Origin of the sequence: Variovorax sp. 350MFTsu5.1, assembly GCF_048302515.1 — a bacterium.
In the GTDB taxonomy this organism is placed as follows: Bacteria; Pseudomonadota; Gammaproteobacteria; order Burkholderiales; family Burkholderiaceae_C; genus Variovorax; species Variovorax guangxiensis.
Genome location: NZ_CP157621.1, coordinates 388013 through 412404 on the forward strand (window position 1 = coordinate 388013; position 24392 = coordinate 412404).

Consider the following 24392-nt stretch of genomic DNA (forward strand, 5'->3'; position numbering starts at 1 on the left):
AAACGTAGTAGCTCGGAATCATTCAGGTGTCCTGCTCTTCAAATGATCCACGTTCCATAGGTGGATCAATTTTCCGTTGGTCGCATAAGAAGATGAATGGCACTGAGCCGAGCCGCTCCCTGCTCTTGAGTTTGAGCCAGGAGCCTATCACCGCCTATCGCTCGTTCGAAAGAGTGATGATGGTTCGACAAGACATTCCTGCGTTTCACAGCCGCTGCCTATACTGCTCGCAGGAGGGGACATGCTGTCATTCATTCGCGGCCTTTTCGACCGCAAACCTGGCAACGAACAGGTCGCCAAGCTGCTCCTGCAGGAGCTCCAGAAACTGCTTCCTGGCGAGCAGCTCGTCCTCGATCTCGATAAGTTCCTGATTCGCCGTGCTGATGGCGGCGTGATCTATCTGAACAACCTCTACACCGACTGTTGCCAGGCATTGCCTGCGAAGCGAAAAGAGGAGATCACGCGTTTCGCCCTCGCGGTCGCAAGTACCGGCGGGGATAAACCCGCAACCGTTGACGAGATCCAGCCGCGGTTGCTGCCGATCCTGCGCCGCCTCGGAGGCGTCGACCTGGCGCGAATTGAGCGCGGTGATCTCTCGAAAAAGCTCGAAGACACCATGGTGTGGACTCCTTTCTCTCCTACCCTGGGTGCGGCCGTCGCCATCGACAGCGACCATGCCATCGCGCAGGTGGCCCCCGGTGATCTGGAGCGCTGGGGTATTGGCTTCGAGCAGGCTTTTGAGATCGCGACGGACAACTTGCGTCACAAGGCGGCACCGACCTTCTTTGAGTTCAGCCCCGGACTCTACGTCTCCAACTACCGAGATTTCTACGATGCCAGCCGCATCTTCCTGCCCGAACTCGCCTGGCAATTGCCATTGAGTGGCGATCCAGTCGCCATGGTTCCCAATCGCACCTCGCTGTTGGTTTGCGGCGCTAGCGATGTTGCCGCGCTTGAGCAGATGATCACCACGGCGCGCCGGGTGCTGCGCGAGCAGTCGCGCCCGCTCAGCGCCGACATGTTCAGGCTGCACGACAAGGCGTGGGCGCTGTGGACGCCGCCTGGGCAGGCCGGGGCGCTGCTGGCGACATTGCAGCGCGAAGAGAAGGCGGTCGATTACAACGACCAGCAGGAGGCCTTGATCAAGGCCCATGAGCAGGCGGGCATCGACGTCTTCGTCGCCAAGCACAACCTGCTCCAGCGAGGCTTCGACGGCTCGCTGGTCAGCTTCGCCGTGCTGCCCAAGGGCCTGGACACCTGGCTGCCGGAGGCCGACCTCGTGTTTCTGCTCGAAGCCGAGGGCGCGACACCAATCATTGTCCGATGGGCTGACCTCATGCAGCATGCGGGCCATCTGCTCGAACGGCTGCCGCTGATCGTACCTCGATGGAAAGTCCTGGGCTACCCAGAGGGCGCCTGCCTGCAACAACTGCGCGATCTGGCTACGACTGTGGAGACCGTTCAACTCCAATGATCACCATGATTGCCGCGCAGCCACCAGCGCCTTGGGTGCGATCACCGATGTCCTCTCTTGGTGAGTGACCTGTTCATCGATATCGTGCTGGCTTGGTGAACAATATTCTTCCGAATCCCAGAGAACACCGATACCCCATGAGAACCGTTACCGGAGATCTGCTGCAGCTTGCCCTGAATGGGGAATTCGACGTCATCATTCACGGGTGCAATTGCCAATGCCAGATGGGCAAGGGCATTGCCCTTTCGATCAAGCAACAGTTCCCGGAGGCCTACGCGGCGGATTGCCTGACCGTGAAAGGTGACGAGAAGAAGCTCGGAACGTTTTCCGAAGCGGAGATCATCCGTGGACCGAGGTCTTTCCACGTCGTCAATGCATACACCCAGTTCCACTGGCGGGGAGCCGGCATCAAAGCTGACTACGACGCGATCCGCAAGGTCATGCGTGCGGTGAAGTCCCGTTTTTCTGGGAAGCGGATCGGCTACCCGAAGATCGGAGCTGGCCTGGCCGGCGGTGACTGGGAGATCATTCACCCCATCCTCGATGAGGAACTGGCTGGTGAGGACCACACATACGTCGAGTTCAGCGCGTAAATCCCCGAACACTCGCGGTTGAGTCGGAACCACCTCCCCAAAGCGATGGCCAGAAAATGCGGAAAAGCAGCTCTATGCAGCGAGGCGCTCCGGAATCTCACGCGCACCAAGACCTCGCACCGCTGCAAGGCTTTCGAGTTGCGCCGATCGCGGGCGAGCCTTGCCTTGTTCTTCCCAGTGGTAGATCGTCTGCCCGGAGACACCCAGCAGCTGTCCATAGCTTGCTGCGGACAGGCCGAGCTTCGAGCGGTGCGCCATAAGGCTCCAGCGGCACAAGTCACCGTACAGCAGCGCTCCGAACATCCTTCAGCAATTTGTCCATGAGCAAGACGATCGGGATATGAGGTTCGCTCTGGCACGTCTTGTCCAGCCAAGCTGAAATCCCGGCCACCGATGGCAACGCTGTCGCCTTCTTCAGGTCAATGAACATGCTTTCCATGTTCGCACCTGACAGGTAGCCTTGTACCCAGCTGGTGATCAGGTATTGATCGGCCTTGTGCGCATGGCCTTGCGGCGCGACTCTCGCGGCGATCCACGATTCGCAGCTATCGTCATACGTCCCGACGCCCACCACGACCTCGTCTCCAGGATTGATCGCGTTCGCCGCCGTCGAGGTCGCGAAGGCGGCTGCGGCGAAGATGGCTGCGGCAAATTGATGTTTGATGCTCATGAGCGGATTCTCTGTCAAGGATTGCTGCCAGAGTCGATCGAGAGACGGTCGTCACTGCTGTCGAAAACGGCGCACCGAACACGGCACAATCACTCGCATGACCATGAAGGAGATGTTGTCCGACGAGGAACTGGAGGCTCAGGCGAATCAATGGCGCAGGAGAGCGCTGCAAGGTGAGCTCCACGCGCGCGGTATCGCGCACGAGCTGGAAAGGGAGATGCGCCGGCGCTACGGTGGCCCCAGCACGAACTACGACATCCTGGACCTGCGCCCGCTCGATCTGCGTGCGGCAACGCAGCGCCGGTGGTGGCGGTTCTGGCGAGGCTCGCAATCGTGAGGCGGGTCTTGCTTCGGCCCTTTCTCGGATCGGCGCTTCTTGGCTCTGTGCTCGCAACCACACCAGTTCTTGCTGCTTCGCGGGACCTACCGCAGGCCATCGCGCCGGACAAGAGCGCGACCCTGACGGTAGCGGACTTCCTGCGCAGCATGGAGGTGCTGAGCAGGATCGGGCCCGTGCGTGCGGAGCAAGACCCGGACTATGTCTCGGCCCTTCACGGCTTGACCCGTATCGGTGAGTCCTATCGGGTGGACTACGAGAGCGCCAAGAATGCGGGCAAGACGCTCGACAGCTGCCCGGTCGGTGGCGTGAAGATGACCACCGATACGCTGATTCCCTTTCTGCTGCGCCTGCCGCCCGAGCAGCGCTCGATGTCGATGGACAAGGCATTTCGTCTGCACATGCGCCAACGCTATCCATGCCCCGTCAAGGGTGAAATTCCGTAGGGCCGCCCAAATGCCACGGGTGGCTACAGACATCGAAGAACCGCTCCGTCAGTTCGAAGAAGCCCGATCTATCGCAATGAGGGGGCGCGGCGCCAAGCGGCGGACGTGAGAGAAGAAGGGATTTGGAGTCGTCGTAACGTCCAGCATCTGGCTCATCGCCGGAGCCCTGCATCTCAACGAAGGACCACTGAAGTCATGATTTCATTGAATGCTTCCCCGCTTCGCTCTGACCTTCTGCGCCAGGCTCGCGACACGGTGACTGTGACGGCATTCTGTTGCCTGATCGCGACGGCTCTCGCGCTCAGTGGTCGAGGTGCATGGACGGCGCAACTCGTCTATTCGCTGGCGATCGGGTGGACGAGCTTTGCGTTTATCAGTGGTGTCTGGTCGCTGCTTGCACGACGCGACAGCAAGTTCTGGACGCACCGTTGGCGAATCTGTGCGCTGGTGCTTGTAGGCAGCGGTGTGGGCTTTGTCGTCGGATATGCAATCGGCGATGTGTACCTTGGCGAGAAATCCATCTGGAACCTGTGGTCATCGTCCCCAATACGGTTCACTTCGCTGATCTGCGTCTCGCTCATCGCGACAGTGGCCATCTCGTACTTCTTTTTCAGTCGCGGCAATGCAGAGGCACTCGACCAGCGGATCGCCGTCATTGAACAGGCCAGTGCCGAGAAGACGCGCTTCCTTGCCACCGCCAGCCACGACCTGCGCCAGCCGATGCATGCCATCGCTCTGTTCAGTGCTGCGATGGAACGCACCCTTCGCGATCACCCGGAAGGCCGCAACGCCGAGCGGTTGATGCGCGCAGTCGACGCTTTGGGTGCCTCGCTCGACGCCATGCTCGATGTATCACGCCTGGATGCCGGCGCGGTCAGTGCATCGCCGCACGCCGTGCAACTTGACACCCTGCTGCTTTCTCTCAACCAGGTATTCCTGCCCCAGGCGGAGCAAAAGTCCCTGCAGCTGCGCGTGCGCGCCAGCAGCCTGTGGGTACACAGCGACCCCAGTCTGCTGTACCGAATGCTATCGAACTTGCTGGACAACGCGCTGAAGTACACCAGACAAGGCGGCGTCACGATCATCGCGCGCCCACGTGGTGAGCAGGTCTGGCTGGAGGTGCGCGACACGGGCATCGGCATTGCGTCCCAGCAGTTCCAACACATCTTCGAGGAGTTCTATCAGATCGACAATCCGGGGCGCGACCGTGCGCGCGGGCTGGGCATCGGACTTTCGATCGTGCAGCGGTTGGCGAGGCTGCTAGGACACACAGTGCACGTGCATTCACGTCTAGGACGCGGTACTTTTTTTCGATTGGTACTGCAACGAGCGGAGCCCGCGGGGGCTAGCGAGCCGCCGAAGCTGGAAACGCCACCGGAATTGCGTTCGGCGCCAGTACTGCACGGTGGGGTGCTGCTGGTTGATGACGAAGCCGAAGTACGCAACGGTGTAGTGCAACTGCTCGGTGCGCACGGCATCGTGGTGGAAGCGGTGGCCAGCGAGGCCGAGGCTCGCGCTGCGCTCGTACGGCGCCGGGCACGGGATCCTGTCGTCCTGCTCATGTGTGACTATCGACTGGCTGGAGAAGATGGCCTGGATGTAGGACAACGGCTGCGCGAACGTTTTGCGCCCGCGGCTCAATTGCTGATCGTTACAGGCGAAACCTCTCCTGAGCGCCTGCAACGTGTGCGCGCCTCAGGCGTGCCTGTGCTGTTCAAGCCCGTGCGTGCGCAGACGCTGCTGCACACCCTGGCCGAACTCTCGCCGGCCACCGATGCCTGAGGTCGAGGTATGGGCCTGATGCACAAGAGTGCGAGCGCTTGCCGCAGCGGGCATACGGTGATCATCAAGGCCATGTGATCTCGACGCGTTCGTCGAGGCAGTTTTGTCACCTGATACCGCTGTTGCTCAAGGCCGTCTCGAACCCGAAAAAGCGACAGCGGCCGGCATCGAGGCGATTCCCCCAAGCATTCTTCTCCCTGGCCTCTACCACCGCCGAACCGCTGTCGGAATGCAGTGTGCTCGATGTGATCGAAGCCCAGGTGAAGTCTGTGCGGGAGTCGCGCGAAGCGATACCCACCGTCCCGCGGAATGCGACCTCCAAGTCCTGGCCGGGACTCTCGCGCCATCAAAGTAATCCTTTCGATGAGCAATCACAGAAACCAGAAAAGGCCATTGGATTGCTTCTTCGAACATGTCGTTACGCTCATTCCGAGCATTGCTTTTAATGCAATGCATCCGAGGCAAAAGAACGAACGAGGGTCACACATGCATTCCGACGCAACCACCGGGCATGGCTGCTCCAGCTATCGCCTGATGAAGCGACTCGCCCTGCAGGGCGCCATGGCACTCACGCTGCTGGGCATCTCTGCCGGCGTCCAAGCCGCCTGCTCGCTGAACTTCACATCGCCGAGCAAGGGTGCGAAGGTCACCTCACCCAACATCACGGTGTACGGCACCGGCGGCGGCGATGCCAACACCGGTGACGCCGGCACGGTGACCGCCACCCTCAACGGATCGCCGTTCTTCAACTACTCGGGCTCGTTCACCGCGGTCGTCTCGTTCCTCGAGGGACGCGGTGTTCCCGTCACGCTGCGCCCGGGTCCGAACTACCTGGCCGTCTCGGGCAGTGTCGGCGGATGCAGTGCGTCGGACTACATGACGGTGTACTACGACACCTCCGACGTCATCCCCCGCAAGAACAAGGGCGATGGCACCGAGCGCAACGGTCCGCAGTCATGCACCGGCAACCCCATCAACTTCGCGATGGGCAACAAGGTGCAGGAAGAAGAGGACTACCGCAGCGCCTCTGCGCACTATCCGCTGAAGTTCTCGCGCATCTTCAACAGCGCCGACGGCTACTGGCGCTATTCCTACGCCATGCGCCTGAGGATCAGCACCGCCGAGGTGGTGCTGCTGCATGCCAATGGCCGTGAGTCTCCGTTTGCGCGCAGCGGCTCCACCATCACGGCCGATGCGGACGAACTCGGCGCGCTCACTCAGACCAGTACGGGCTGGCTCTATGTCGATGCGGACAACACCCGCTACGAGTTCAACACGACCGGACGCCTGACCAAACAGACACACCCTGACGGGTGGTATCACAGCCTGTCCTACGGCACCAACGGTGCCGTGACCGTGACCGACGGCTTCGGCAACAGCATCGGCTACACGGAAGATGCGCACTTCCAGCCGCGCACGCTGACCACGCCCAACTTCAGCGTTGCCTACAACTACGACACCGCCAACCGGCTCACCTCGGTCACGAAGACCGCTGGCTCGGCCGTGACGAGCCGCACCTACCACTACGAGAACACGTCCAACCCGCGTTTCCTCACGGGCGTGACCGACGAGCTGGGTGTGCGCTTCGCCACCTACGCCTACGACTCGCTCGGCCGCGCGACGAGCACCACGCATGCTGGCAACGCTGGACTCACGCAGGTGGCCTACAACACCAACGGCACAACGACTGTGACCGATTCGGTGGGACGCGCCACGACCTACCACTACACCGTCGTCAACGGCGTCAAGCGAATCTCGCAGATCCAGGGCGAGCCGGCACCCGGCTGCCCGGCCAGCAACTCCTCGTTCACCTACGACACCCGGGGCCTGTTGGCGAGCCAGACCAACGCGACCGGCAGCGTCACCAGCTTCACATACAACACCCGCGGCCTGGAAGCCTCGCGCACGGAAGCGCTCGGCGCGCCCGAGCAGAGGACCGTCGCCACAACCTGGGACACGGCACTGCCCGTGCCCACGCTGGTCAGCCAGACGGGCAGGGACACCGCGTACACCTACAACACGAGCGGGCGACTGCTCACCAAGACGATCACCGACACCGGTGGCACGGCGGGCGCCGCGCGCACGAGTCAACAGACCTACAACACTGAAGGCCTGCTGCACACGTACACGGAGCCCAACGGCGCCGTCACCACCTATGCGTACGACACCCGCGGCAACGTGCTGAGCACCATCAATGCGCTCGGCCATGTCACGGCCTACACCTACGACACCGCCAACCGTCTCACGAGCCAGACCGATCCGAACGGACTGGTCACGACTTTCACGTGGGATGCATTCGACCGGATGCTGTCGCGCACCGTGGGCAGCAGCCCTGGCCAAACCACCACGCTGACCTACCACCCCACCGGCACGGTTGCCACAGTGTCGCTGCCCAGCGGGCTGGTCACCAGCTACACCTACGACGCTGCCCAGCGCTTGACAGGCTGGAGCAACAACCGTGGCGAGAGCGGCACCTACACGCTCGACGCCGCGGGCAACCGGCTGACGGAGCAGACGCTCAACACCTCCGGCTCGGTCGCATGGATTGCGGCGCGCACCATCAACAAGCTCAACCGCGTCGCCACCGAAACTCAAGGGGCCAACCAGAACCAAAGCTTCGGCTACGACGCCAGCGGTGACCGCATCACCCAGACGAACGGGTTGAACCAGACCACGAGTTGGACGCTGGATGCGCTGGCGCGCGTCAAGACCGTCACCGATGCAGCCAATGCCAGTGCCGGCCTGGGCTACAACGCCCTGGACGCCATCACGCAGGCCAGCGATTTCAACGCAATCGCCACCAGCTACAGCCGCGACGCCCTGGGCAATGCCACCTCGGAGACCAGCGCCGACAGCGGCCCCCGCAGCGGCCAATTCGATGCGCTGGGCCTGCCCAGCCAGGTTACCGACGCGCTCGGCCAGGCCACCAGCATCACCCGCGATGCACTGGGGCGCCCGACCGGCCTTGTCTTCGCCGACGGGAAGACCACGACCCTGCGCTATGACCTGAGCGCCAACAGCAAGGGCTACCTGAGTGAGATCGTCGACCGCGCCGGCATCACCGAGTACACCCGCGACGACCAGGGCCGCGTCACCCTCAAGAAGCAGACCCTGGTCAACGGGAGCGTCCAGCAGGTCAGCTATGCCTACAACCCCAATGGCACCCTGGCGAGCATCGGCTACCCCAACGGCGGTACGTTGAGCCACACTTACGACACCACAGGCCGCCTCACGGGCCTGACCTGGAACGGCACCCCGCTGGTCTCCGGCATCACATGGAACGCGCTGGGCCAGCCCACCGGGTGGAACTGGGCGTTCACCAGCACCAGCCCGGCGCTTGCGGCCAGCCGCAGCTACGACAGCGCGGCGCGCCTGACCCAGACCGAGTTCAGCAGCTACGTCTACGACGCCGCCGGGCGCATCGGCAGCCTCACCCAGAACCTGTGGGGACCCGCCGACAGCAATCCCGGCAACAGCACCATCGTCGCGGCCGACACGACCTGGAGCGTGGGCTACAGCACTACGGGCCGCATCGTCAGCTTCGCCGCAGCGGCGGGTGCCAGCGACAGCGCGAGCTTCAGTTACGACGCCAACGGCAACCGCACGGCCAGCACGCGCGTCCTGGCGGGCCAGACCACCAGCCGCGGCTACACCCTGCAGGCTGGCTCGAACCGCCTGGCCGGCTTCAGCCAGATCATCAACGGTGCGAGCAGCACGAGCGTCGCCTATGGCTACAACGCCAATGGCGACCTGACGAGCGATGGTCTCAGGAGCTACGGCTACGACGCGGAAGGCCGGCTGGCCACCGCCACCACAGGTGCGACGGATGTCAGTCCGACGACGCGCTACGCGCACAATGCACTTGGCCAGCGCGTGTTCAAGACCGAGCCGCTGTATCCGCCGACCCAGGGCGACGAAACCGATCCGGGTTTCTGGAACAGCCTCGTGGCGTTCTTCACCAAGCTGTGGAGCCCGGCCACGACGCCAGCCGAACAGCTTGGCCACGCCTACCTCTACGACGAGCAGGGTAGCCTGATCGCCGAACTCGGCAGCGGCGGCACGCACAGCACCGGTGAGACGCGCTACATCTATCTACCGACGGTCAACGGACCGATGCCGGTCGTGGCGGTGATCAACGGCGCCACATATGCGGTGCACAGCGATCACCTGAACACGCCCAGAAGGCTCAGCAACGCTGATGGTCAGGCGGTCTGGCAATGGAGCTACAGCGCGTTCGGCGAAGACAAGCCGACGCTGGCGAAGAACCGATTCGCCAATCTCGAAGTGACACCGAATCCGGGCACGACCGGCATCTCGGAGGTGAAGTTCAACCTCCGGTATCCGGGGCAGTACGCGGACGAGGAGTCGGGGCTGTTCTACAACTACTTCCGCAGCTATGACGCGAGGACGGGGCGCTACAGCCAGCCCGATCCGATCGGGCTGGATGGCGGGTGGAACCGGTTCGGGTATGTGGATGCCAATCCGCTGAGCTTCAGCGATCCGCTCGGGCTTTGGGAGGTGTCCATCGAGTTCTATCGCGGCCTCGGCGGCGGCATTTCATTTGGTCGAGATCCCAATACAGGCCAAGGCTTTCTGAGCTGCAAATGGGGCGTTGGCTTGGGCGGCGGTGTTGCGTACGATCCGCTCGCCGGACGCCCGGGCGGTACAAAGGCCGCTCCTGGGCCAGGCGGTGCGACGCTTGGGATATCGGCCACAGCGGGTGGCACCTTGGGCATCGCAGGGGCAGGCATCAGCGGACAGGCCGACGGCAGCCGTGGGTATGATTTTGGTAGAGGGTCACAGTACAACGATCCAAGCTTGAAGGGCAACATTGGCTATGAGCCAGGTGGACGCACAGGAGCGTCGGTCGGGGGCTCCATCGGTATTCAAGGCTCCATCTATCAATCGAGTGGACGCAAATGAAGGGACGACTGAAATGGCCAATGCTCGCCGTGGTGCTGCTGGGCGTTGGAGGCTTTGCGTTTGCTTGGCATGCGGCGGCAACCTCGCGTGAGGCAGAGCTGGCGCGTGCGTACCTGATGGCCGCCCCAGCCATGCAGACCAAGTACAAGTCGATCAATGAAGCGATGCTTACCGGTTTTCGAATGACGGGCGCAAAGTCGTATTTCACCTACTGGGCCAACACTGGTGATGGACGCAAATTCATCAAGGTGGTTGTTGACACGGATGTGGAGCCGTGGACCGTATCGGAACTCCGGTAGAGACGCCTCTGCCTGAAAGCTATCCGACGTGTCGACTCGTGCATGCGAATCGGGCAGAAAAACTGATCGCCGCCCGCAAGGCGTACAAGGACGTCTGCTCTATCTGGCTTTCGATCTGTATCAAGTGCTCGCAGACAACGGCCACGTCGAAAGTCAGGTGTTCGTCGCCTGGATGCTGTCACAGGGGGTTGGCTGCGAAAAGGACGAAAGCCGTGCCGTGGCCTACTATGAGCGTGCTGCTGCCCACGGGCATCCACTGGGCTGCTTCTATTTCGGCCGCTGGTTGACGAGCGCCGACGAACATGAGAGGGCGTACCGCTTCTATGCGTTGGGCGCAGAACAAGAGCATCTTCCCTCGATGTTCCGGGTCGGCCATTCGCTGGCACATGGAAAGGGTGTCTCGCTTGATCTCACGCGCTCCTACGAGATGCTGAAAGATGCGGCGCTGCATGGGCACGCCTTTGCGCTGCGTGAGTTGGGTCTTCAGGACCTGCGGGGCAAACGCGGAGTCGCATGGCTGCCGATCGGCGTCTTGGAAGTTCTGGCCGCGGTCTGCTGGGGCTTCATGGTCTCGATGGTCAACGACGATTCAGACTTGTTGATCTCCTAGAAGCCGTGGAAGAACGTGGAAACATGACGGGACGGTCAGTGCTTCCAGTGCGCTGGGCAAGCTTTGCCTGTGCATCCCTTCTCACATGGATTGCCTACACGACTCTTTGGGCAACCGAGTGGTATCAGGCCTGGCTTTCTCTTCTCTGCGTGTTGAACGTCTGTCTTGCCACCTGGGTTCTTCGGCGAACAGGAGTAAACCTCCTGTCTATGACCGGCGTGATCGCTGGCTTGCTGTTGGGGCAGTGGTGGCTCGTGCAGTTTGTGATCCTGCAATTCTTCTGGCGTGCAGGCGGGTTTGCGCCATAGTCCATTCCCACGCCGCATATAGGACAAGAAGGGGGCGCGCTGAGACTCGAACTCGGTATTGGGATCGCTGGCGGCGCTCGACCAAGAGGGTGGCAGCTTCAGCCACAGGTGGCCGGTGTGCGGCTGTGCCGAGAACTCAAGCTCACCCAGCAGCCGCTGCGCGATCGCCACGCGCACCGGTGGCATGGCTTTTTCGCTTGCTGAGCGCCCCCTGATAAGCCACCCAGTTTGCATATCCGGCGGGACTGGCATCTTCCCGGTCTTTCCTGTAGCGCACCCTCCTCTCGAACTTTTTCTGGAGCGCCATGAAACTTGCTGAAAGCCCCTCTACCTCGCTCACCAATCGACCGAACTCCGCAAGGGAAATGGTGAGTTCAGGCTTCGTTTCGTCGGCGTCCGTCTCGAAGGTCAGCTCGACGAACTGGACGACATCCGCACTCGTTCGAGGATCTCCCCAGCGCCCGTGAGCGAAGTTGTTGCGTTGCTTCTGAATCCGTTCGACCGCCGCGAACCACTCCCGGAACTCATTGGCAACAGCCTGGTCGGTGTGACCCCACGTCTCGATTGCGAGCCTCTTCAGCCGGCGGAGCCGCATGTCGAAGGGAATGGTCTTGCGAAGAAGTTGCTCGACGGGCTGCGCGCGGTAGTCGCCAAGCCATTTGAGCTGAAGGCCGACGTAATGGTCGAGCCGCGCGTAGGCGTGAACTAGTCGACCCAACAGTCGATGCATTGCATCCGACGCCGATTCATCGGCTCGCCTGCCTTGGTCACCCTCGGCGCGACCCTTTTGACTATTCATTTTTTGTTCGTCCGACACAGCCATGCCGTCACTCGTAGACTCCGGACTCAATCAGGCTTGACTCGCCCGGAGTGCTGCCAACGCTCGCTCGACGTAGCTCATGACTTTACCCCGCTCGGCTTCGAGTAACGCTCGATACTTGTCATCGACCATGAATACCGGGCAGTCAGGCACATTGCATTGACAAGGCCGAATGCCTTTCGTTCGGATCCCGTCGTCGAAAGCAACGCGCAGCTTGTTAAGACTGGCGACGCACTTTTCGAAGTTGTCCACGACTCGCCTGTCCGAGAAGGTCATGATTGATGGCACACGCGAGATGACGGCACCTTCTCGGTCGCGCCAGATCCCTGTGTTGAGCGCGCCAATGGTATCTCCTATGGCTTGCCGAAATGCAGGCAAGGAGCTCTCTTGCTGGATCGGAGTTTCGAATGCCGGCCGGCGGAAGAGCCTCGCCAACATTTCGGCGGCTTCCGCGGCCGTGGCGGGATCGAGCTTGTGGACGAAGTCTTTCAAGGATTGCTCTTCGTCCGGCAGTTCGATGCCATGGAAGAAGCGATCCAAGACTGATGCCGCATGAAAGCGCAGATGCTCCTCAAACTCTGCGCCTGACCATGTCTGTGTCGCGTGGACACCCTTGGAGCGCGCGTGCTTGTCGATCTTATCCTTCGTGTCAGCGCCGACCGAGCCTCCTGCCACGATGACGATCTCGTTCGGGAGAGAGCTGAGCGTCTGGGTGAAGTTATCGATGTCGCTTTTCGCTTTTCCCAGCGTGAATGCTTGCCAGTTCGCGCACGCGACAACGACGGTGGAGCGGTGCCCGTATTGATCATCGCAGAGACCGATGATGTCGCGGCCGCCGTCGCCTCCCGTCTGGCCATGCCAGTTCAGCGAGTGCCAGGCTCTCATGCGCAAGAGCGTGGCGAAGACCAATCGCTCGAACTCGTGGCCTGAAAGGGCCGAGAAGTCGATGGGATGGACGGTTCTGGTGAACGCGATGGGCATTGCTCTTCCCCGGAAAGGCCTAGTCTGCCATGTGTCTCAGGAGGCGTATCGAAATGCACGTGATAACGGTCACTTGCCAGTGACTGACCATGGTGCATTTCGATCATTCCTGCGGCGTTCCAGCAGTCTCAACTTCCGTGTGCTCTGTGCATCGACCGGCGTGTAGACGACAAGCCGCATGTCTGGCGATTCCTCGACCATGAAGGAGCTTTGCTCCAGTTCCATCCGGCCAACGCCGCGCACCTCGAAGCGCTTGGTCCGATCGATGCGCATGCTGACATCATGGTCGGGCCACCACTGCCTGAACTCCGGGCTGACGGCCTCCAGGCGCTCGATCAATGCGAGGAAGGCCGGGTCGTCGCGATGCCGCCCGAACTCGACGCGAAAGCGCGCGAGCATCGCGCGCGCATCGGTTTCCCACTGCGGTATCGCCGCGCGGTGCGCCGGGCTCGCGAACACCAGCCACAGCATGTTTCGGTCTTCAGGTGCGATGGTCGTGAGGTCGCCGAACACGGCCGAGAGTGCGTCGTTCCATGCAATCACGTGCATCGATGCCGTGGCAAGGTAGGCAGGCCCGGTGACCGCATCGAGCATGCGGCGCAGGTGCGGCGTGACCGCCAGCGAGGGACCAGGGACGATCGGCGGCGGACGGTTATGTGCCAGCGTGAAAAGGTGCGCGCGCTCGGTTGCATCGAGCTTCAGTGCCCGGGCGATGCGGTCGAGGAAATGTGCCGACACCTCGATCTCGCGCGCCTGCTCAAGCCACGTGTACCAGGCGAGGCCGACGCCCGCGAGATGGCAGACCTCCTCGCGCCGCAGGCCCGGCGTGCGTCGCCTCGCCGTTGTGGGGAGACCGACTTCCGCGGGCTTCAGGCGCTCGCGGCGGCTGCGCAGGAACGCGGCCACTTCGGCACGCGCCTGGGGGCTGGAGGGATGGCTCATTGCGCGAGGCTGGTGGTTCTGATACCTGGATAACTTCCTGTCTTGTCGAGGGATATTAGGCGCTTTACGCTGGGCTTTTCAACCGACGAAGGAACACCCGATGACTTCAACAGCCCGCACCAGGGAACGCTTTCTGGACTTTCGCAGCCGGCTCTACGATCGGCGCGACCTCACGGCCGTCGACGACCACCTGCATCCGGAATTCTCCAGCCACAGCGCTAATGTCCGTCCTCTGCTGGAGGCAGCGCGATCGAGCAGTGGACCGCACGTCGATGTTCGGCCCGCCTACAAGGAATTCGTGAAAACCTTCTACGTCGGCTTGCCGGACCTCAAGCCAGTGCGCCAGGAGGTCATGGTCGAAGACGAAGGGCTCATGGCGATGACTAGGTGGGAGGCTACTCACACCGGCGTCTTCTTCGGCGTGCCTGCCACCGGCAAAGCCCTGCATTTCTCCACGGCGGATCGCTATCGCCTACAAGACGGGCTATTGGTCGAGCACTGGGATGTGGTGGATGCGCAGGAGGCGTGGCTCGCACTCGGCATTGTCGTTCGCCCGGGAGGTGCTCGGGCATGAAGCTGTGATGGCGGGAATTTGGTCCGTCCGATTGGGGCTGAGAGATCGGAATCCGCCAACCGACGGTTCGCTCGGAAGCTCTCATAGATGGTGCTGTTCCGACGGTGCGAAAGCCCGGTTGTGGCCGAACTTTGCCACAGGGGCACACGAGTCTGCACGTGCCCGTCATTCGTTTTGGAACCCTTTGCAGAGCTCTAGAAAGTTCTCGGCAACGGGCATGGCAGCCACCGTTTCCATCCCGATCATCGGGAGTAAGTAGATGGCTCCGGCGTTGTCGAACATGAAGACCTCGCCACCGCCGTCCCCAGCAAAAGCGATGAAGCCTGGAGCGCAAGCGTCGGCTTCCATGGCTGCGTTGGCTGCGTTGGCAGATGCCCCTTCTGCCTCTCCCCCAGAGAACAATGTCACCCCCATACGTTGCCGTGACAACTCGGCCCTCGAAAAGCCCGTTTGCGGTGACGTATTAGCAAGATTCCAGTGGCAATTAGGCAAGCATTTTGGAAGTCTCGTTGTGGCTGGGTCGGGTCTAGAAAACTTGGGCGTCAAGCTCATCCCAGGTCGGTGCGAGTCCCAAGCTTTGCAGATGGGAACCGAGGTCCACGAAGGGCTTCATCCCAATCTCGGACGCGACGAACCAAGTAGCCTCGCACTCCTCACAGACGAACAATCCAGCGCCGTTGCATCTGATTGTCGTCGCGGCGATCTCGCCTTTTTCACATCTTGGGCAAATGATCGGGTAGTTGTATCGGTCGGGTGGGCCATTCAATGGCCTCCATCGCGCGAAGCCTGAAGAACCTACACGCGTCGCCTTGTGGCCGGATTCTGTCCGACGCTCAGATCTCTCGTAGCTGTTCAGCAAGCCGCACCGACTTTGCTCACGCATCACCGGGGCAAGGCTCTAGGTGCGCTTTTTCGCATTCTGGCGTGCTGTACGTCGCCGCACACCGACGACTCGCTGCGGAGGCGTTTGTGCAATATCGTGCTGGCTCGCCCGCAAGGTGAAATCGCAGGTCTTCACGGTCAGCTCGACGATGCGCGCCAGCGCGGGGCTGGCGTTGTCGCGCCGGTAGACCGCGCTGTAGACCAGCGGCGGCGGCATGGGGTCGCTCCTGACCACGCGCAGCAGGCCGCTCCTGATGTCCGGGCGCACATAGTCGAGCGCCTGCTGGCTGATGCCGAAGCCGCTGATCGTCAGTTCGCGCAAGACGGTCGTGCTGTTGGTCAGCAGCACCTTGCCGAAGCGGAAGCCGTGCTCGGCGCGCCAGGCCTCGTAGAACCTGTTCTTCGAGGCGCCGGCAGGCTGCTCGATCACCGGGTAGTCGGCGAATTCATGCGGCTTCAGCGCCCGCTGCGGAATGCCCAGCCTCGGGCTCGCGATCCAGGCCTGGTCGACCTGCCCCACCTTGATCGACTCGAAGGCCTGTCCCCAGAAGGTGCCGGGCATGATGGTCAGGTCGAGCTTGTTGGCTTCCAGGCGCTCGAAGAGCGTCAGCCCCGCATCGACCACCGGCTCCAGCGTCACCTCGGGATGCAGCTTCTGCAGCAGCTGGATCAGGCGCGTGAGCCAGGTCATCGCGATCAGCTCCGTCACGCCCACACGGAAGGTGCCGCGCAGCGTCTTGTCGAGACTGATGTCGTGCTCGATGCGCTGCCACAGGCGCAGGGCCTCTTCCGCCAGCGGCAGTAGCTCGCGGCCGGAGTGGGCCAGCTCCAGGCCGTGCGAGGTGCGGTGCAGCAAGGGGCCGCCCAGCGAATCCTCGAGCTCGGCCAGCCGCTTGGAGATGGCGGACTGCGTGGTGTGCAGCTTCACCGCCGCGGCGCTGAAGCTCTGGAGCTTGGCGCTGAAGAGAAAGGCCTCCAGCTGCTTGAAGGTGAAGTTCATGCCTGCGGAATGTACGCCCGTGGTCCGCCAGGAAAAAAAGGAATAGCGCGGCGGTCCGATTTCTCGTTTGTCCCGCGGCGGGCGGACTTTGATACTGCGTGCATGCTTCACATCGCCCCACGCCTGAACCGGATCAAACCGTCCCCCAGCTCCATGGCCGGCCAGAGAGCGCGCGAGCTGCGCGCGATGGGCCGGGACATCCTCGGCCTCACCGCGGGCGAGCCCGACTTCGAGACGCCCGGCCACGTCAAGGAAGCCGCCATCCGCGCCATGTCCAACGGCCAGACGCGCTACACCGACGTGGGCGGCACGCCGGCGCTGAAGGAAGCCATCGCGGGCAAGTTCCTGACCGAGAACGGGCTGGCCTACGCGCCGGGCGAGATCATCGTCGGCACCGGCGCCAAGCAGGTGATCTTCAACGCGCTCATTTGCACGGTCGCGGCGGGCGACGAGGTCATCGTGCCGGCGCCCTACTGGGTCTCCTACCCCGACATCGCCCTGCTGGCCGGCGGCGTTCCTGTCTTCGTCGACTGCCCGGTGGCCGCGGGCTTCAAGCTCCAGCCCGCCGACCTCGAGCGTGCCATCACCCCCCGTACGCGCTGGCTGATGCTCAACTCGCCGAACAACCCCAGCGGCGCGACCTACACGCGCGCCGAGCTCCAGGCGCTGGCGCAGGTGCTGCGCCGCCACCCCCACGTCTGGATACTGACGGACGACATCTACGAGCACCTGATCTACGGCGACCTCGAGTTCGCCACCATGGCCGAGGCGGCGCCCGACCTCAAGGACCGCACGCTGACCGTGAACGGCGTGTCCAAGGCCTACGCGATGACGGGCTGGCGCATCGGCTACGGCGCGGGTCCCTCGGCGCTCATCAAGGCGATGGTCAAGCTGCAGTCGCAAAGCACTTCCGGCCCGAACTCGATCGCGCAGGCCGCGGCCGTCGCGGCGCTCACGGGGCCGCAGGACACCATCGCCAGCAACCGGCTCGAGTACGAGAAACGGCGCGACATGGTGGTCGCCGCGCTCAACGCCATCGACGGCATCCGCTGCGAGGTGCCCGACGGCGCGTTCTACGTCTTCGCCTCGTGCAGCGCGCTCTTCGGGCTTCGCAACAGCAAGGGCACGGCGATCGACAGCAGCGACGACTGGGTGATGCACCTGCTCGATTCGCAGGACCTTGCCGCTCTGCAAGGCAGCGCCTACGGGGTGCCCACGCATTTCCGGGTCTCCTTCGCCGCCAGCACCGAACAGCTGCAGGAAGGCTGCCGGCGCATGGCGCGGGCACGCGACGAACTCTCGGGCCACGCTATCAACCAGGAACCGCAATGAAACTCCGCACCCTTCTGAAGCTGCTGCCGGCGCTTGCCATCGGCACCGCCTGGCTTGGCGCCACCCACACATGGGCCGCCGATGCCTTTCCGTCGAAGCCGATCAAGATCCTCGTGGGCTTCTCGCCCGGCGGCTCCAACGACATGGTCGCGCGCCTGATCGGACCGAAGCTGGCCGAAGGGCTCGGGCAGCAGGTGCTGATCGACAACCGGCCGGGCGCCGGCGGCAACATCGCCGCGTCGGCCATGCTCGCGGCGCCGGCCGACGGACACACGCTGCTGATGTGCACCACGGGCACGCTGTCGATCCAGCCGCATGTGCTCAAGAGCATGCCCTTCGACTCCGAGAAGGACATCGTGCCGGTCACGCAGGTGGTCAACGCGCCCTACATGCTGCTGGTCAATTCGAACTTGCCGGTGAAGAGCGTGAAGGAACTCATCGCCTACGCCAAGCAGAAGCCGGGCGAGATCAACTTCGCTTCCTCGGGCACCGCAACGGGCGGGCACCTTGCGGGAGAGATGCTCAAGAGCCGCGCAGGCATCGACATCGTCCACGTGGCCTACAAGGGCACCGGCCAGGCAATGACGGACCTCATCGCGGGCCAGGTCTCGATGATCTTCGACCAGCCCGTGAGCTCGATGCAGTACGCGCGCTCGGGCAAGCTGCGCGCGCTGGCAGTGGCCAGCCCGCGCCTGCTGCCGGCCTTTCCGGACATTCCGACCGTGGCGGAAGCCGGCGTTTCCGACTTCGACCCCGTGACCTGGGCCGGCATCTGCGCCGCGAAGAACACGCCGCCGGCCGTGGTCGAACGAATCCAGCGCGAAATCGCCAAGGTGCTCGCGATGCCCGAGATCGCCAAGCGGCTCATCGCCGACGGGCTGGAGCCCGTGGGAAGCACGCCGGAGCAGTTCCGAGCCTTCCTGGCCGCGGACAAGCGCAAGTGGGGCCGCGTGGTGAAGGACGCGGACGTCAAGGCCGAATGAACGGGAGCCAGCGAATGAACCAGCTTCCAGACATCGTCCGCGACTTCGAGCGCGTCTCTTCCGACCTGATTCGCCAGGCCTCGGCCTTCCAGCCAGCCATCCTCGCCGACGTGGCAGGACGCCGGGGCGCCCTGCACGGCCGCATCCAGGCCTTGCGCCACCGGATGAAACTGGCGGGCAGCGCGCTCACAGTGGAAGTGCGACCCGGCGACAACCTGATGATCCACGCCGCCATCGCACTCGCGAAGCCCGGTGACGTGCTCGTGATCGACGGCAAGGGCGACCAGAGCGCAGCCCTCATGGGCACAATCATGATGAACGCCTGCAGGCAGGTCGGCATCGCGGGCGTGGTGATCGACGGCGCGGTGCGCGACAGCGTGGAAATCGACGAGATGGGCTTCCCGGTGTTCTCGGTCGGCACCAATCCCAACGGGCCGACCAAGCTGGCCTCGGGGCGCATCGGGCATCCGGTGTCGGTGGGCGGCGTGGCGGTACGCGCCGGCGACCTCGTCATCGGCGATGCGGATGGCGTGGTCGTTGTCGAACGGGAGAAGGTGGAGACGCTTCTTCAGGTGGCTGCGAAGAAGGTCGAGGACGAGGCCGCGCGCATCGAGGCTATCAAGAACGGCAACACGGCGGCCAAATGGCTGAACACCGCATTGCGCAACGCGGGAGTGCTCAGTGGGAACGAGACACTATAGGGCGAGCGCGACGTAGCTTGGATTTGGCAGCCGCCGCGAAGTTCGCAGAACTCCTCCCACGGCTTCATCGATTCAATCGCGATCCAAACGATAGGCCTGTGAACGGAGGCCGATCTCGCGAGGTGGATGACAACCGATATTTAACTGGCGCAGGCGGCTTGCGAACCGCAAGCATCCGCCGATAGTCCCGTAAGCCGGGGCCGGGATTGCATGGGAATCAAAACATTGCCCGCGCAGCCCTGATCCGGACATTTGATCGTAGGCCCGCTGCGCCCTAGTGGTAAACCACTACCGGGGAATTGGTGAACCACTTTTAGACTGGCTCACCACATGGCAACCATCCACGAACTCCCACGCCTGCCCGCGAGCGAGCCGGATTCCGACAACCGCTCGTACCAGAAGCTCGCGGCCGGCATCGCCGCCCTCATCACCGAGGGCGAATTCAACGTGGGCGACCGCCTGCCCTCCGAACGCGCGCTGGCCGACCGCTTCAACGTCAGCCGCACGCTGGTGCGCGAGGCGATCATCGTCCTGGAGATCCAGGGCAACGTCGAAGTGCGCGGCGGCTCGGGCATCTACGTCTGCGCGCCGGCGCCCGGCGCGGCAGCACCCGTTTCCGCCTACACCCTGTCGCCCGGCCCGGGCCCCTTCGAGCTGCTGCGCGCGCGCTGCCTGATCGAGGGCGAGATCGCCGCGGTGGCCGCCGAGAGCCGCAAGGACAGCGACCTCGACCGCATCTACAGCGCCCTGGCAGAGATGCGCGAGAAGATGCATGACAAGGAAGCCAACGAGGCGGCCGACCGCCTCTTCCACCTGCGCATTGCCGAGTCGACCGGCAACAGCGTGCTGCTGCAGATGGTGACCGCCGTGTGGGACCACACCAAGGCGCCGATCTGGTCCCAGCTGGAAGCCCACTTCCACACCCCGGCCTTGCGCCGCGCCTCGCAGGACGACCACCAGCGCGTTTTCAACGCCCTGCTGGAGCGCGATGCGGACGAGGCGCGCAAGGCGATGCGCGCGCACATCGAGCGCGTGATCAGCGAGTTCGCGCAAGCCTGGCGCTGAGAGCAGGCACCCGGTGACCGGCCAGCGGCCGGAGCCACCCCGAAAACCACGGAGACAAACCATGAGACTGACCGTCAATCGGCGATGCCGCATCGCCGCGCATTGCTTCGCCCTGACTTTGCTTGCGGCCGCCGCAACAGGCGCATCCGCGCAGACCGCGCCCGCCCCCGGCGCAAGCCCGCGCATCGACGCGATCCGCAAGGCCGGCGAGTTGCGCGTGGGCGTGCTGCAGAACGCGCCCTGGCTGATCGAGAACACCACCGGCCAGGGCGAGCCCTGGAGCGGCCCGGCCTGGCTGCTGGCCAACGAGTACGCGAAGCAGCTGGGCGTGAAGCTGCGCACCGTGCCCGTGTCGCACGAGACCAAGGTGCCGGTGCTCGCGGCCAACCAGGTCGACATGACCATCAGCCCGCTGGGCGAGACGCCCGAGCGGCTGAAGGTGGTGGACTTCGTCATCTACTCCGCCACCAGCGTGTGCATGTTCGGCCGCGCCGACAACGCGAAGCTGGGCAAGGCCGCCTCGGTGGACGAGCTGAACCGGCCCGATGTGACCATCGCCTACTTCACCGGCGGCGCGGAAGAAGCCTGGGTGAAGGAGCGCTTCCCGCAGGCCAAGCTGCGCGCCGTCGCCAGCTCGGGCGCGACCGCGCCGGTGGAGGAAATCATGGCCCGACGCGCCGATGCGGCACCGATCAACCGCGTGCCGTGGGTCACGCTGCAGCACAAGGTGAAGGGCCTGGCCGTGCTGCCGAAGGAGAACAACTGCCAGTCGAGCACCGAGAAGGCCTCGCCCGTGGGCCTGGCGGTGGACAAAAACCAGACCGTCTACCTGAATTGGCTGCGCGAAGTCGCCAAGACGCAGAAGCCGCGCCTGGATGCCGACGAGGCGCGCATCGTGAACGGGCTGCAGTGAACGAACACCAGAAACCCTAAGGAAGACCGTCATGAAGATCGCCACTTTCCTGGCCCGCGCCACTCTTGCCACGGCGCTGCTGGCCCTGGGCTCCGTCGCTTCGGCGCAGACCCCGCCCGCACCCGGTGCGAGCGCACGGGTGGACGCCATCCGCAAGGCCGGCGTGCTGCGGGTGGGTGTGGTCAACAACCCGCCGTGGCTGGTGCAGAACACCAGCGGCGACGGCGAGGACTGGGCCGGCCCCTCGTGGCTGCTGGGCAAGGAATTCGCCAAGCTGCTCGGCGTGAAGATGGTGCCGGTGGCGGTGAGCCACGAGACCAAGGTGCCGGCGCTGGTGGCCAACCAGATGGACATCATGATCGGCCCGCTGAACCAGACGGCCGAGCGCGCGAAGATCATCGACTTCGTCACTTTCTCCAGCACCGGCGTGTGCATGTTCGGCCGCGCCGACAACCCCAAGTTCACCAGCGCGAAGACGCTGGAGGACTTCAACAAGCCCGAGATCACCGTCGCCTACTTCTCCGGCGCGGGCGAGGAGCCGCTGGTGCGCCAGCAGTTCCCCAAGGCCAAGCTGCGCGGCGTGGCCAATTCGGGCTCGGTGGCGCCCATCGAGGAAGTGGTGGCCGGCCGCTCCGACGTGGCGCCGCTCAACCGCATGCTGTGGCCCAACATCAGCAAGAAGGTGAAGGGCTTGGCCGCGTTCCCCAAGGAAAACGACTGCCAGGACAGCAAGATCTTCGAGATCCAGGCCGGCATGGGCGTGGCCAAGGACCAGCAGGTGTACCTCGACTGGCTGCGCGCGGTGGCGCAGCGCATGCAGCCGGCGGTGACCGCGGAGGAACGCCGCATGACGCAGAACCTCAAGTGAGTTGAGCGCCCCGTGGGGCGCGCCCCTTTTCCCTGATAGCGCCTTCCGGGCCGCCGCCATCGGCGCTGCCCGCGGGTCGCCCTTTGCCCATCATTTCATCGAGGCTCCCATCATGTTGAATTGCCAGATCCACGGCGCCCGCGACCTGCGGGTGGAAGAAGCGCCCGTCGAGGCGTTGTCCCCCACGCAGGTGCGCGTCGGCATCAAGGCCGTGGGCATCTGCGGCTCCGACCTGCACTACTACCAGCACGGCCGCGTCGGCGACTTCCTGATCCGCGCGCCGCTCACGCCGGGCCACGAAGCCTCGGGGCTGGTGCTCGAAGTGGGCTCGCAGGTCACGTCGGTGCGCGCGGGCGACCGCGTGGCGGTGAACCCCTCGCGCACCTGCGGCCAGTGCCGCTTCTGCCGCATGGGCGCCTCCAACCACTGCGAGAACGTGCACTTCTTCGGCAGCGCCAGCAAGTGGCCGCACATGCAGGGCGCGATGCGCGAGCAGGTCGTGGTCGAGGCGAGCCAGTGCGTGCCGGTGCCCGCGGACCTGCCCTTCGAGCTGGCCGCCTTCGGCGAACCGCTGGCGGTGGCGCTGCATGCCGTGCAGGAAGCCGGCTCGCTGCTCGGCAAGACGGTGATGGTGGTCGGCGCCGGCCCCATCGGCGCGCTGATCCTCATGGCCGCGAAGCTGGCAGGCGCGAGCCGGTTGATCGCGGTGGACATCGTCGACCAGACGCTCGCCGCCTGCACTCGGGTAGGCGCCACGCAGACCATCAACGTCGCGAAGGACCCGGCTGCGCTGGAAGCGCTGGCCGAGGGCAAGGGCCAGGTCGACGTGAGCTTCGAGGTCTCGGGCAACTATGCGGGGCTGGCCAACTGCATCCGCCTCACGCGCCCTCGCGGCACCATCGTGCAGGTGGGCACGCTGGGCGGCAACAGCGAGGCCTGCCCCTTCAACCAGATCATGGTGAAGAGCCTCTCCTTCGTCGGCAGCTTCCGCTTCGTCGACGAGTACGCATGGGCGGTCGACTACCTCGCCCGCGGCGTGCTCGACGTGTCGCCGCTGCTGACCGAAGCCGTGCCCGTGGCCCGCGTGCACGACGCCTTCGCGCTGGCGGCCGACCGGCAGCGCGCGATGAAGGTGATGGTCACGTTCTGACGACGATGGCCGCCCTCGCCTTCATTTCCTTCCTCTCCTTCGACTGACGGAGCTTCCAGCCATGGACTTCGATTTCTCCCCCATCGTCGACAACTGGCGCTTCTTCGCCAGCGGCCTGGGCATGACGGTGCTGCTGAGCATCGTCAGCGCGGTCACGAGCCTGCTGGCGGGCCTGGCGATCGCGCTGCTGCGCATGTACGGGCCGCGCTGGCTGCGGCCGCTGCTGGTGTTCTACATCGACTCGATGCGCGCCATTCCGGTGCTGGTGGTGCTGATCTGGATCTACTTCGCGTTCCCGATCATCGCCAACGTGACCTTCCCCCCCTTCTGGGCCGCGCTGGTCGCGCTCACGCTGCACATCGCGGCCTACGCGGCGGAGGTGATCCGCGCCGGCATCGAGTCGATCCGCCCGGGCCAGACGCGCGCGGCGCTCGCTCTGGGCATGTCGCGCGCGCAGATCCTGCGCAAGGTGCTGCTGCCGCAGGCCATCGTGCGGATGCTGCCGGCCTTCGGCTCGATCCTCACCATCGCGATCAAGGACACGGCCATCGCCACCGTGATCGCCGTGCCCGAGCTGATGCACCGCGCCGAGACCGTGGCCGGCCAGAGCTACCGGCCGGTGGAGGTCTTCACCGCGGTGATGGTCGCGTACTTCTGCATCCTGTTCCCCGTGACGCGGGGCGTGGACCGGCTCTACCGCCGCTTCGCGCACCTCGGCCGCTCGTAGGAAAGGCCCTCA

General features: G+C 64.0%; 24 protein-coding genes. 17 read left to right on the forward strand and 7 right to left on the reverse strand.

Going from position 1 to position 24392, the window contains the following annotated elements; translation table 11 throughout:
• Window positions 1-241 precede the first annotated feature (241 nt).
• Together ABL843_RS33260 and ABL843_RS33265 are read left to right on the forward strand one after the other, a co-directional pair.
• Window positions 242-1474 carry a hypothetical protein gene (locus tag ABL843_RS33260; RefSeq protein ID WP_418120618.1) on the forward strand — a complete coding sequence of 411 codons (1233 nt, stop codon included), beginning with the start codon at window positions 242-244 and terminating at the stop codon, window positions 1472-1474.
• A gap of 137 nt (window positions 1475-1611) precedes the next feature.
• Entirely contained in the window at window positions 1612-2067 is a 456-nt protein-coding gene (locus ABL843_RS33265) for a macro domain-containing protein (RefSeq protein WP_418120619.1), read from the forward strand.
• A 72-nt stretch (window positions 2068-2139) separates the two neighbouring features.
• On the opposite strand, the gene ABL843_RS33270 is transcribed toward ABL843_RS33265, so the two are convergent.
• Both ABL843_RS33270 and ABL843_RS33275 read right to left on the reverse strand, forming a co-directional pair.
• Entirely contained in the window at window positions 2140-2370 is a 231-nt protein-coding gene (locus ABL843_RS33270; RefSeq protein WP_418120620.1) for a helix-turn-helix domain-containing protein, read from the reverse strand.
• Window positions 2345-2737 carry a hypothetical protein gene (locus ABL843_RS33275; protein WP_418120621.1) on the reverse strand — a complete coding sequence of 131 codons (393 nt, stop codon included), beginning with the start codon at window positions 2735-2737 and terminating at the stop codon, window positions 2345-2347. Before ABL843_RS33275 ends, ABL843_RS33270 begins: the two co-directional genes overlap by 26 nt.
• A gap of 97 nt (window positions 2738-2834) precedes the next feature.
• On the opposite strand from ABL843_RS33275, the gene ABL843_RS33280 reads away from it, so the two are divergent.
• The 6 genes from ABL843_RS33280 (at window position 2835) to ABL843_RS33305 (ending at window position 11134) form a co-directional block, all read left to right on the forward strand.
• On the forward strand, window positions 2835-3074 hold the full coding sequence (locus ABL843_RS33280; RefSeq protein WP_418120622.1) for a hypothetical protein: 240 nt from the start codon (window positions 2835-2837) through the stop codon (window positions 3072-3074).
• 47 nt (window positions 3075-3121) lie between these two features.
• On the forward strand, window positions 3122-3520 hold the full coding sequence (locus tag ABL843_RS33285) for a hypothetical protein (RefSeq protein WP_418120623.1): 399 nt from the start codon (window positions 3122-3124) through the stop codon (window positions 3518-3520).
• Between the two features lie 195 nt (window positions 3521-3715).
• Window positions 3716-5302 (forward strand): ATP-binding protein, encoded by a 1587-nt coding sequence (locus ABL843_RS33290; protein WP_418120624.1) that lies wholly within the window; start codon window positions 3716-3718, stop codon window positions 5300-5302.
• A gap of 486 nt (window positions 5303-5788) precedes the next feature.
• Window positions 5789-10225 (forward strand): RHS repeat-associated core domain-containing protein, encoded by a 4437-nt coding sequence (locus ABL843_RS33295; RefSeq protein WP_418120625.1) that lies wholly within the window; start codon window positions 5789-5791, stop codon window positions 10223-10225.
• Window positions 10222-10524: a hypothetical protein gene (locus ABL843_RS33300; protein ID WP_418120626.1), complete on the forward strand. Its 303-nt coding sequence runs from the start codon at window positions 10222-10224 to the stop codon at window positions 10522-10524. Before ABL843_RS33295 ends, ABL843_RS33300 begins: the two co-directional genes overlap by 4 nt.
• Before the next feature lie 28 nt (window positions 10525-10552).
• Complete coding sequence (locus ABL843_RS33305; RefSeq protein ID WP_418120627.1) at window positions 10553-11134, forward strand: tetratricopeptide repeat protein; 582 nt, start codon at window positions 10553-10555, stop codon at window positions 11132-11134.
• A 450-nt stretch (window positions 11135-11584) separates the two neighbouring features.
• Here ABL843_RS33305 and ABL843_RS33310 read toward each other — a convergent pair whose 3' ends face one another.
• From ABL843_RS33310 to ABL843_RS33320, 3 genes are all read right to left on the reverse strand, one after another.
• The gene (locus tag ABL843_RS33310; protein WP_418120628.1) at window positions 11585-12265 is read right to left on the reverse strand and encodes a hypothetical protein; all 681 of its coding nucleotides are present in this window, start codon (window positions 12263-12265) and stop codon (window positions 11585-11587) included.
• A gap of 27 nt (window positions 12266-12292) precedes the next feature.
• Complete coding sequence (locus tag ABL843_RS33315) at window positions 12293-13243, reverse strand: hypothetical protein (protein WP_418120629.1); 951 nt, start codon at window positions 13241-13243, stop codon at window positions 12293-12295.
• Between the two features lie 69 nt (window positions 13244-13312).
• Window positions 13313-14185, reverse strand: coding sequence for a helix-turn-helix transcriptional regulator (locus ABL843_RS33320; protein WP_418120630.1), 873 nt, complete (start codon window positions 14183-14185; stop codon window positions 13313-13315).
• A 100-nt stretch (window positions 14186-14285) separates the two neighbouring features.
• On the opposite strand from ABL843_RS33320, the gene ABL843_RS33325 reads away from it, so the two are divergent.
• On the forward strand, window positions 14286-14759 hold the full coding sequence (locus ABL843_RS33325; protein ID WP_418120631.1) for an ester cyclase: 474 nt from the start codon (window positions 14286-14288) through the stop codon (window positions 14757-14759).
• Window positions 14760-14924: 165 nt separating this feature from the next.
• Here the strand turns inward: ABL843_RS33325 and ABL843_RS33330 are convergent, their stop codons facing one another.
• Together ABL843_RS33330 and ABL843_RS33335 are read right to left on the reverse strand one after the other, a co-directional pair.
• Window positions 14925-15107, reverse strand: coding sequence for a hypothetical protein (locus tag ABL843_RS33330; RefSeq protein ID WP_418120632.1), 183 nt, complete (start codon window positions 15105-15107; stop codon window positions 14925-14927).
• Window positions 15108-15657: 550 nt separating this feature from the next.
• On the reverse strand, window positions 15658-16641 hold the full coding sequence (locus ABL843_RS33335; RefSeq protein WP_418120633.1) for a LysR family transcriptional regulator: 984 nt from the start codon (window positions 16639-16641) through the stop codon (window positions 15658-15660).
• 102 nt (window positions 16642-16743) lie between these two features.
• Here ABL843_RS33335 and ABL843_RS33340 point away from each other — a divergent pair, with 102 nt between their 5' ends.
• The 8 genes from ABL843_RS33340 to ABL843_RS33375 all read left to right on the forward strand — a co-directional run bounded on the left by ABL843_RS33340 (window position 16744) and on the right by ABL843_RS33375 (window position 24380).
• Window positions 16744-17973, forward strand: a complete 1230-nt coding sequence (locus ABL843_RS33340) for a pyridoxal phosphate-dependent aminotransferase (protein ID WP_418120634.1) — start codon at window positions 16744-16746, stop codon at window positions 17971-17973.
• Window positions 17970-18956: a Bug family tripartite tricarboxylate transporter substrate binding protein gene (locus ABL843_RS33345; protein WP_418120635.1), complete on the forward strand. Its 987-nt coding sequence runs from the start codon at window positions 17970-17972 to the stop codon at window positions 18954-18956. Before ABL843_RS33340 ends, ABL843_RS33345 begins: the two co-directional genes overlap by 4 nt.
• A gap of 14 nt (window positions 18957-18970) precedes the next feature.
• Window positions 18971-19657, forward strand: a complete 687-nt coding sequence (locus ABL843_RS33350; protein ID WP_418120636.1) for an RraA family protein — start codon at window positions 18971-18973, stop codon at window positions 19655-19657.
• Window positions 19658-19987: 330 nt separating this feature from the next.
• Window positions 19988-20722, forward strand: coding sequence for a FadR/GntR family transcriptional regulator (locus ABL843_RS33355; RefSeq protein WP_418120637.1), 735 nt, complete (start codon window positions 19988-19990; stop codon window positions 20720-20722).
• A gap of 61 nt (window positions 20723-20783) precedes the next feature.
• Window positions 20784-21635, forward strand: coding sequence for a substrate-binding periplasmic protein (locus tag ABL843_RS33360; protein ID WP_418120638.1), 852 nt, complete (start codon window positions 20784-20786; stop codon window positions 21633-21635).
• Window positions 21636-21666: 31 nt separating this feature from the next.
• Entirely contained in the window at window positions 21667-22503 is an 837-nt protein-coding gene (locus ABL843_RS33365; RefSeq protein WP_418120639.1) for a substrate-binding periplasmic protein, read from the forward strand.
• Between the two features lie 112 nt (window positions 22504-22615).
• The gene (locus ABL843_RS33370; protein ID WP_418120640.1) at window positions 22616-23653 is read left to right on the forward strand and encodes an L-idonate 5-dehydrogenase; all 1038 of its coding nucleotides are present in this window, start codon (window positions 22616-22618) and stop codon (window positions 23651-23653) included.
• Window positions 23654-23714: 61 nt separating this feature from the next.
• Window positions 23715-24380, forward strand: a complete 666-nt coding sequence (locus ABL843_RS33375; RefSeq protein ID WP_418120641.1) for an amino acid ABC transporter permease — start codon at window positions 23715-23717, stop codon at window positions 24378-24380.
• Window positions 24381-24392 lie beyond the last annotated feature (12 nt).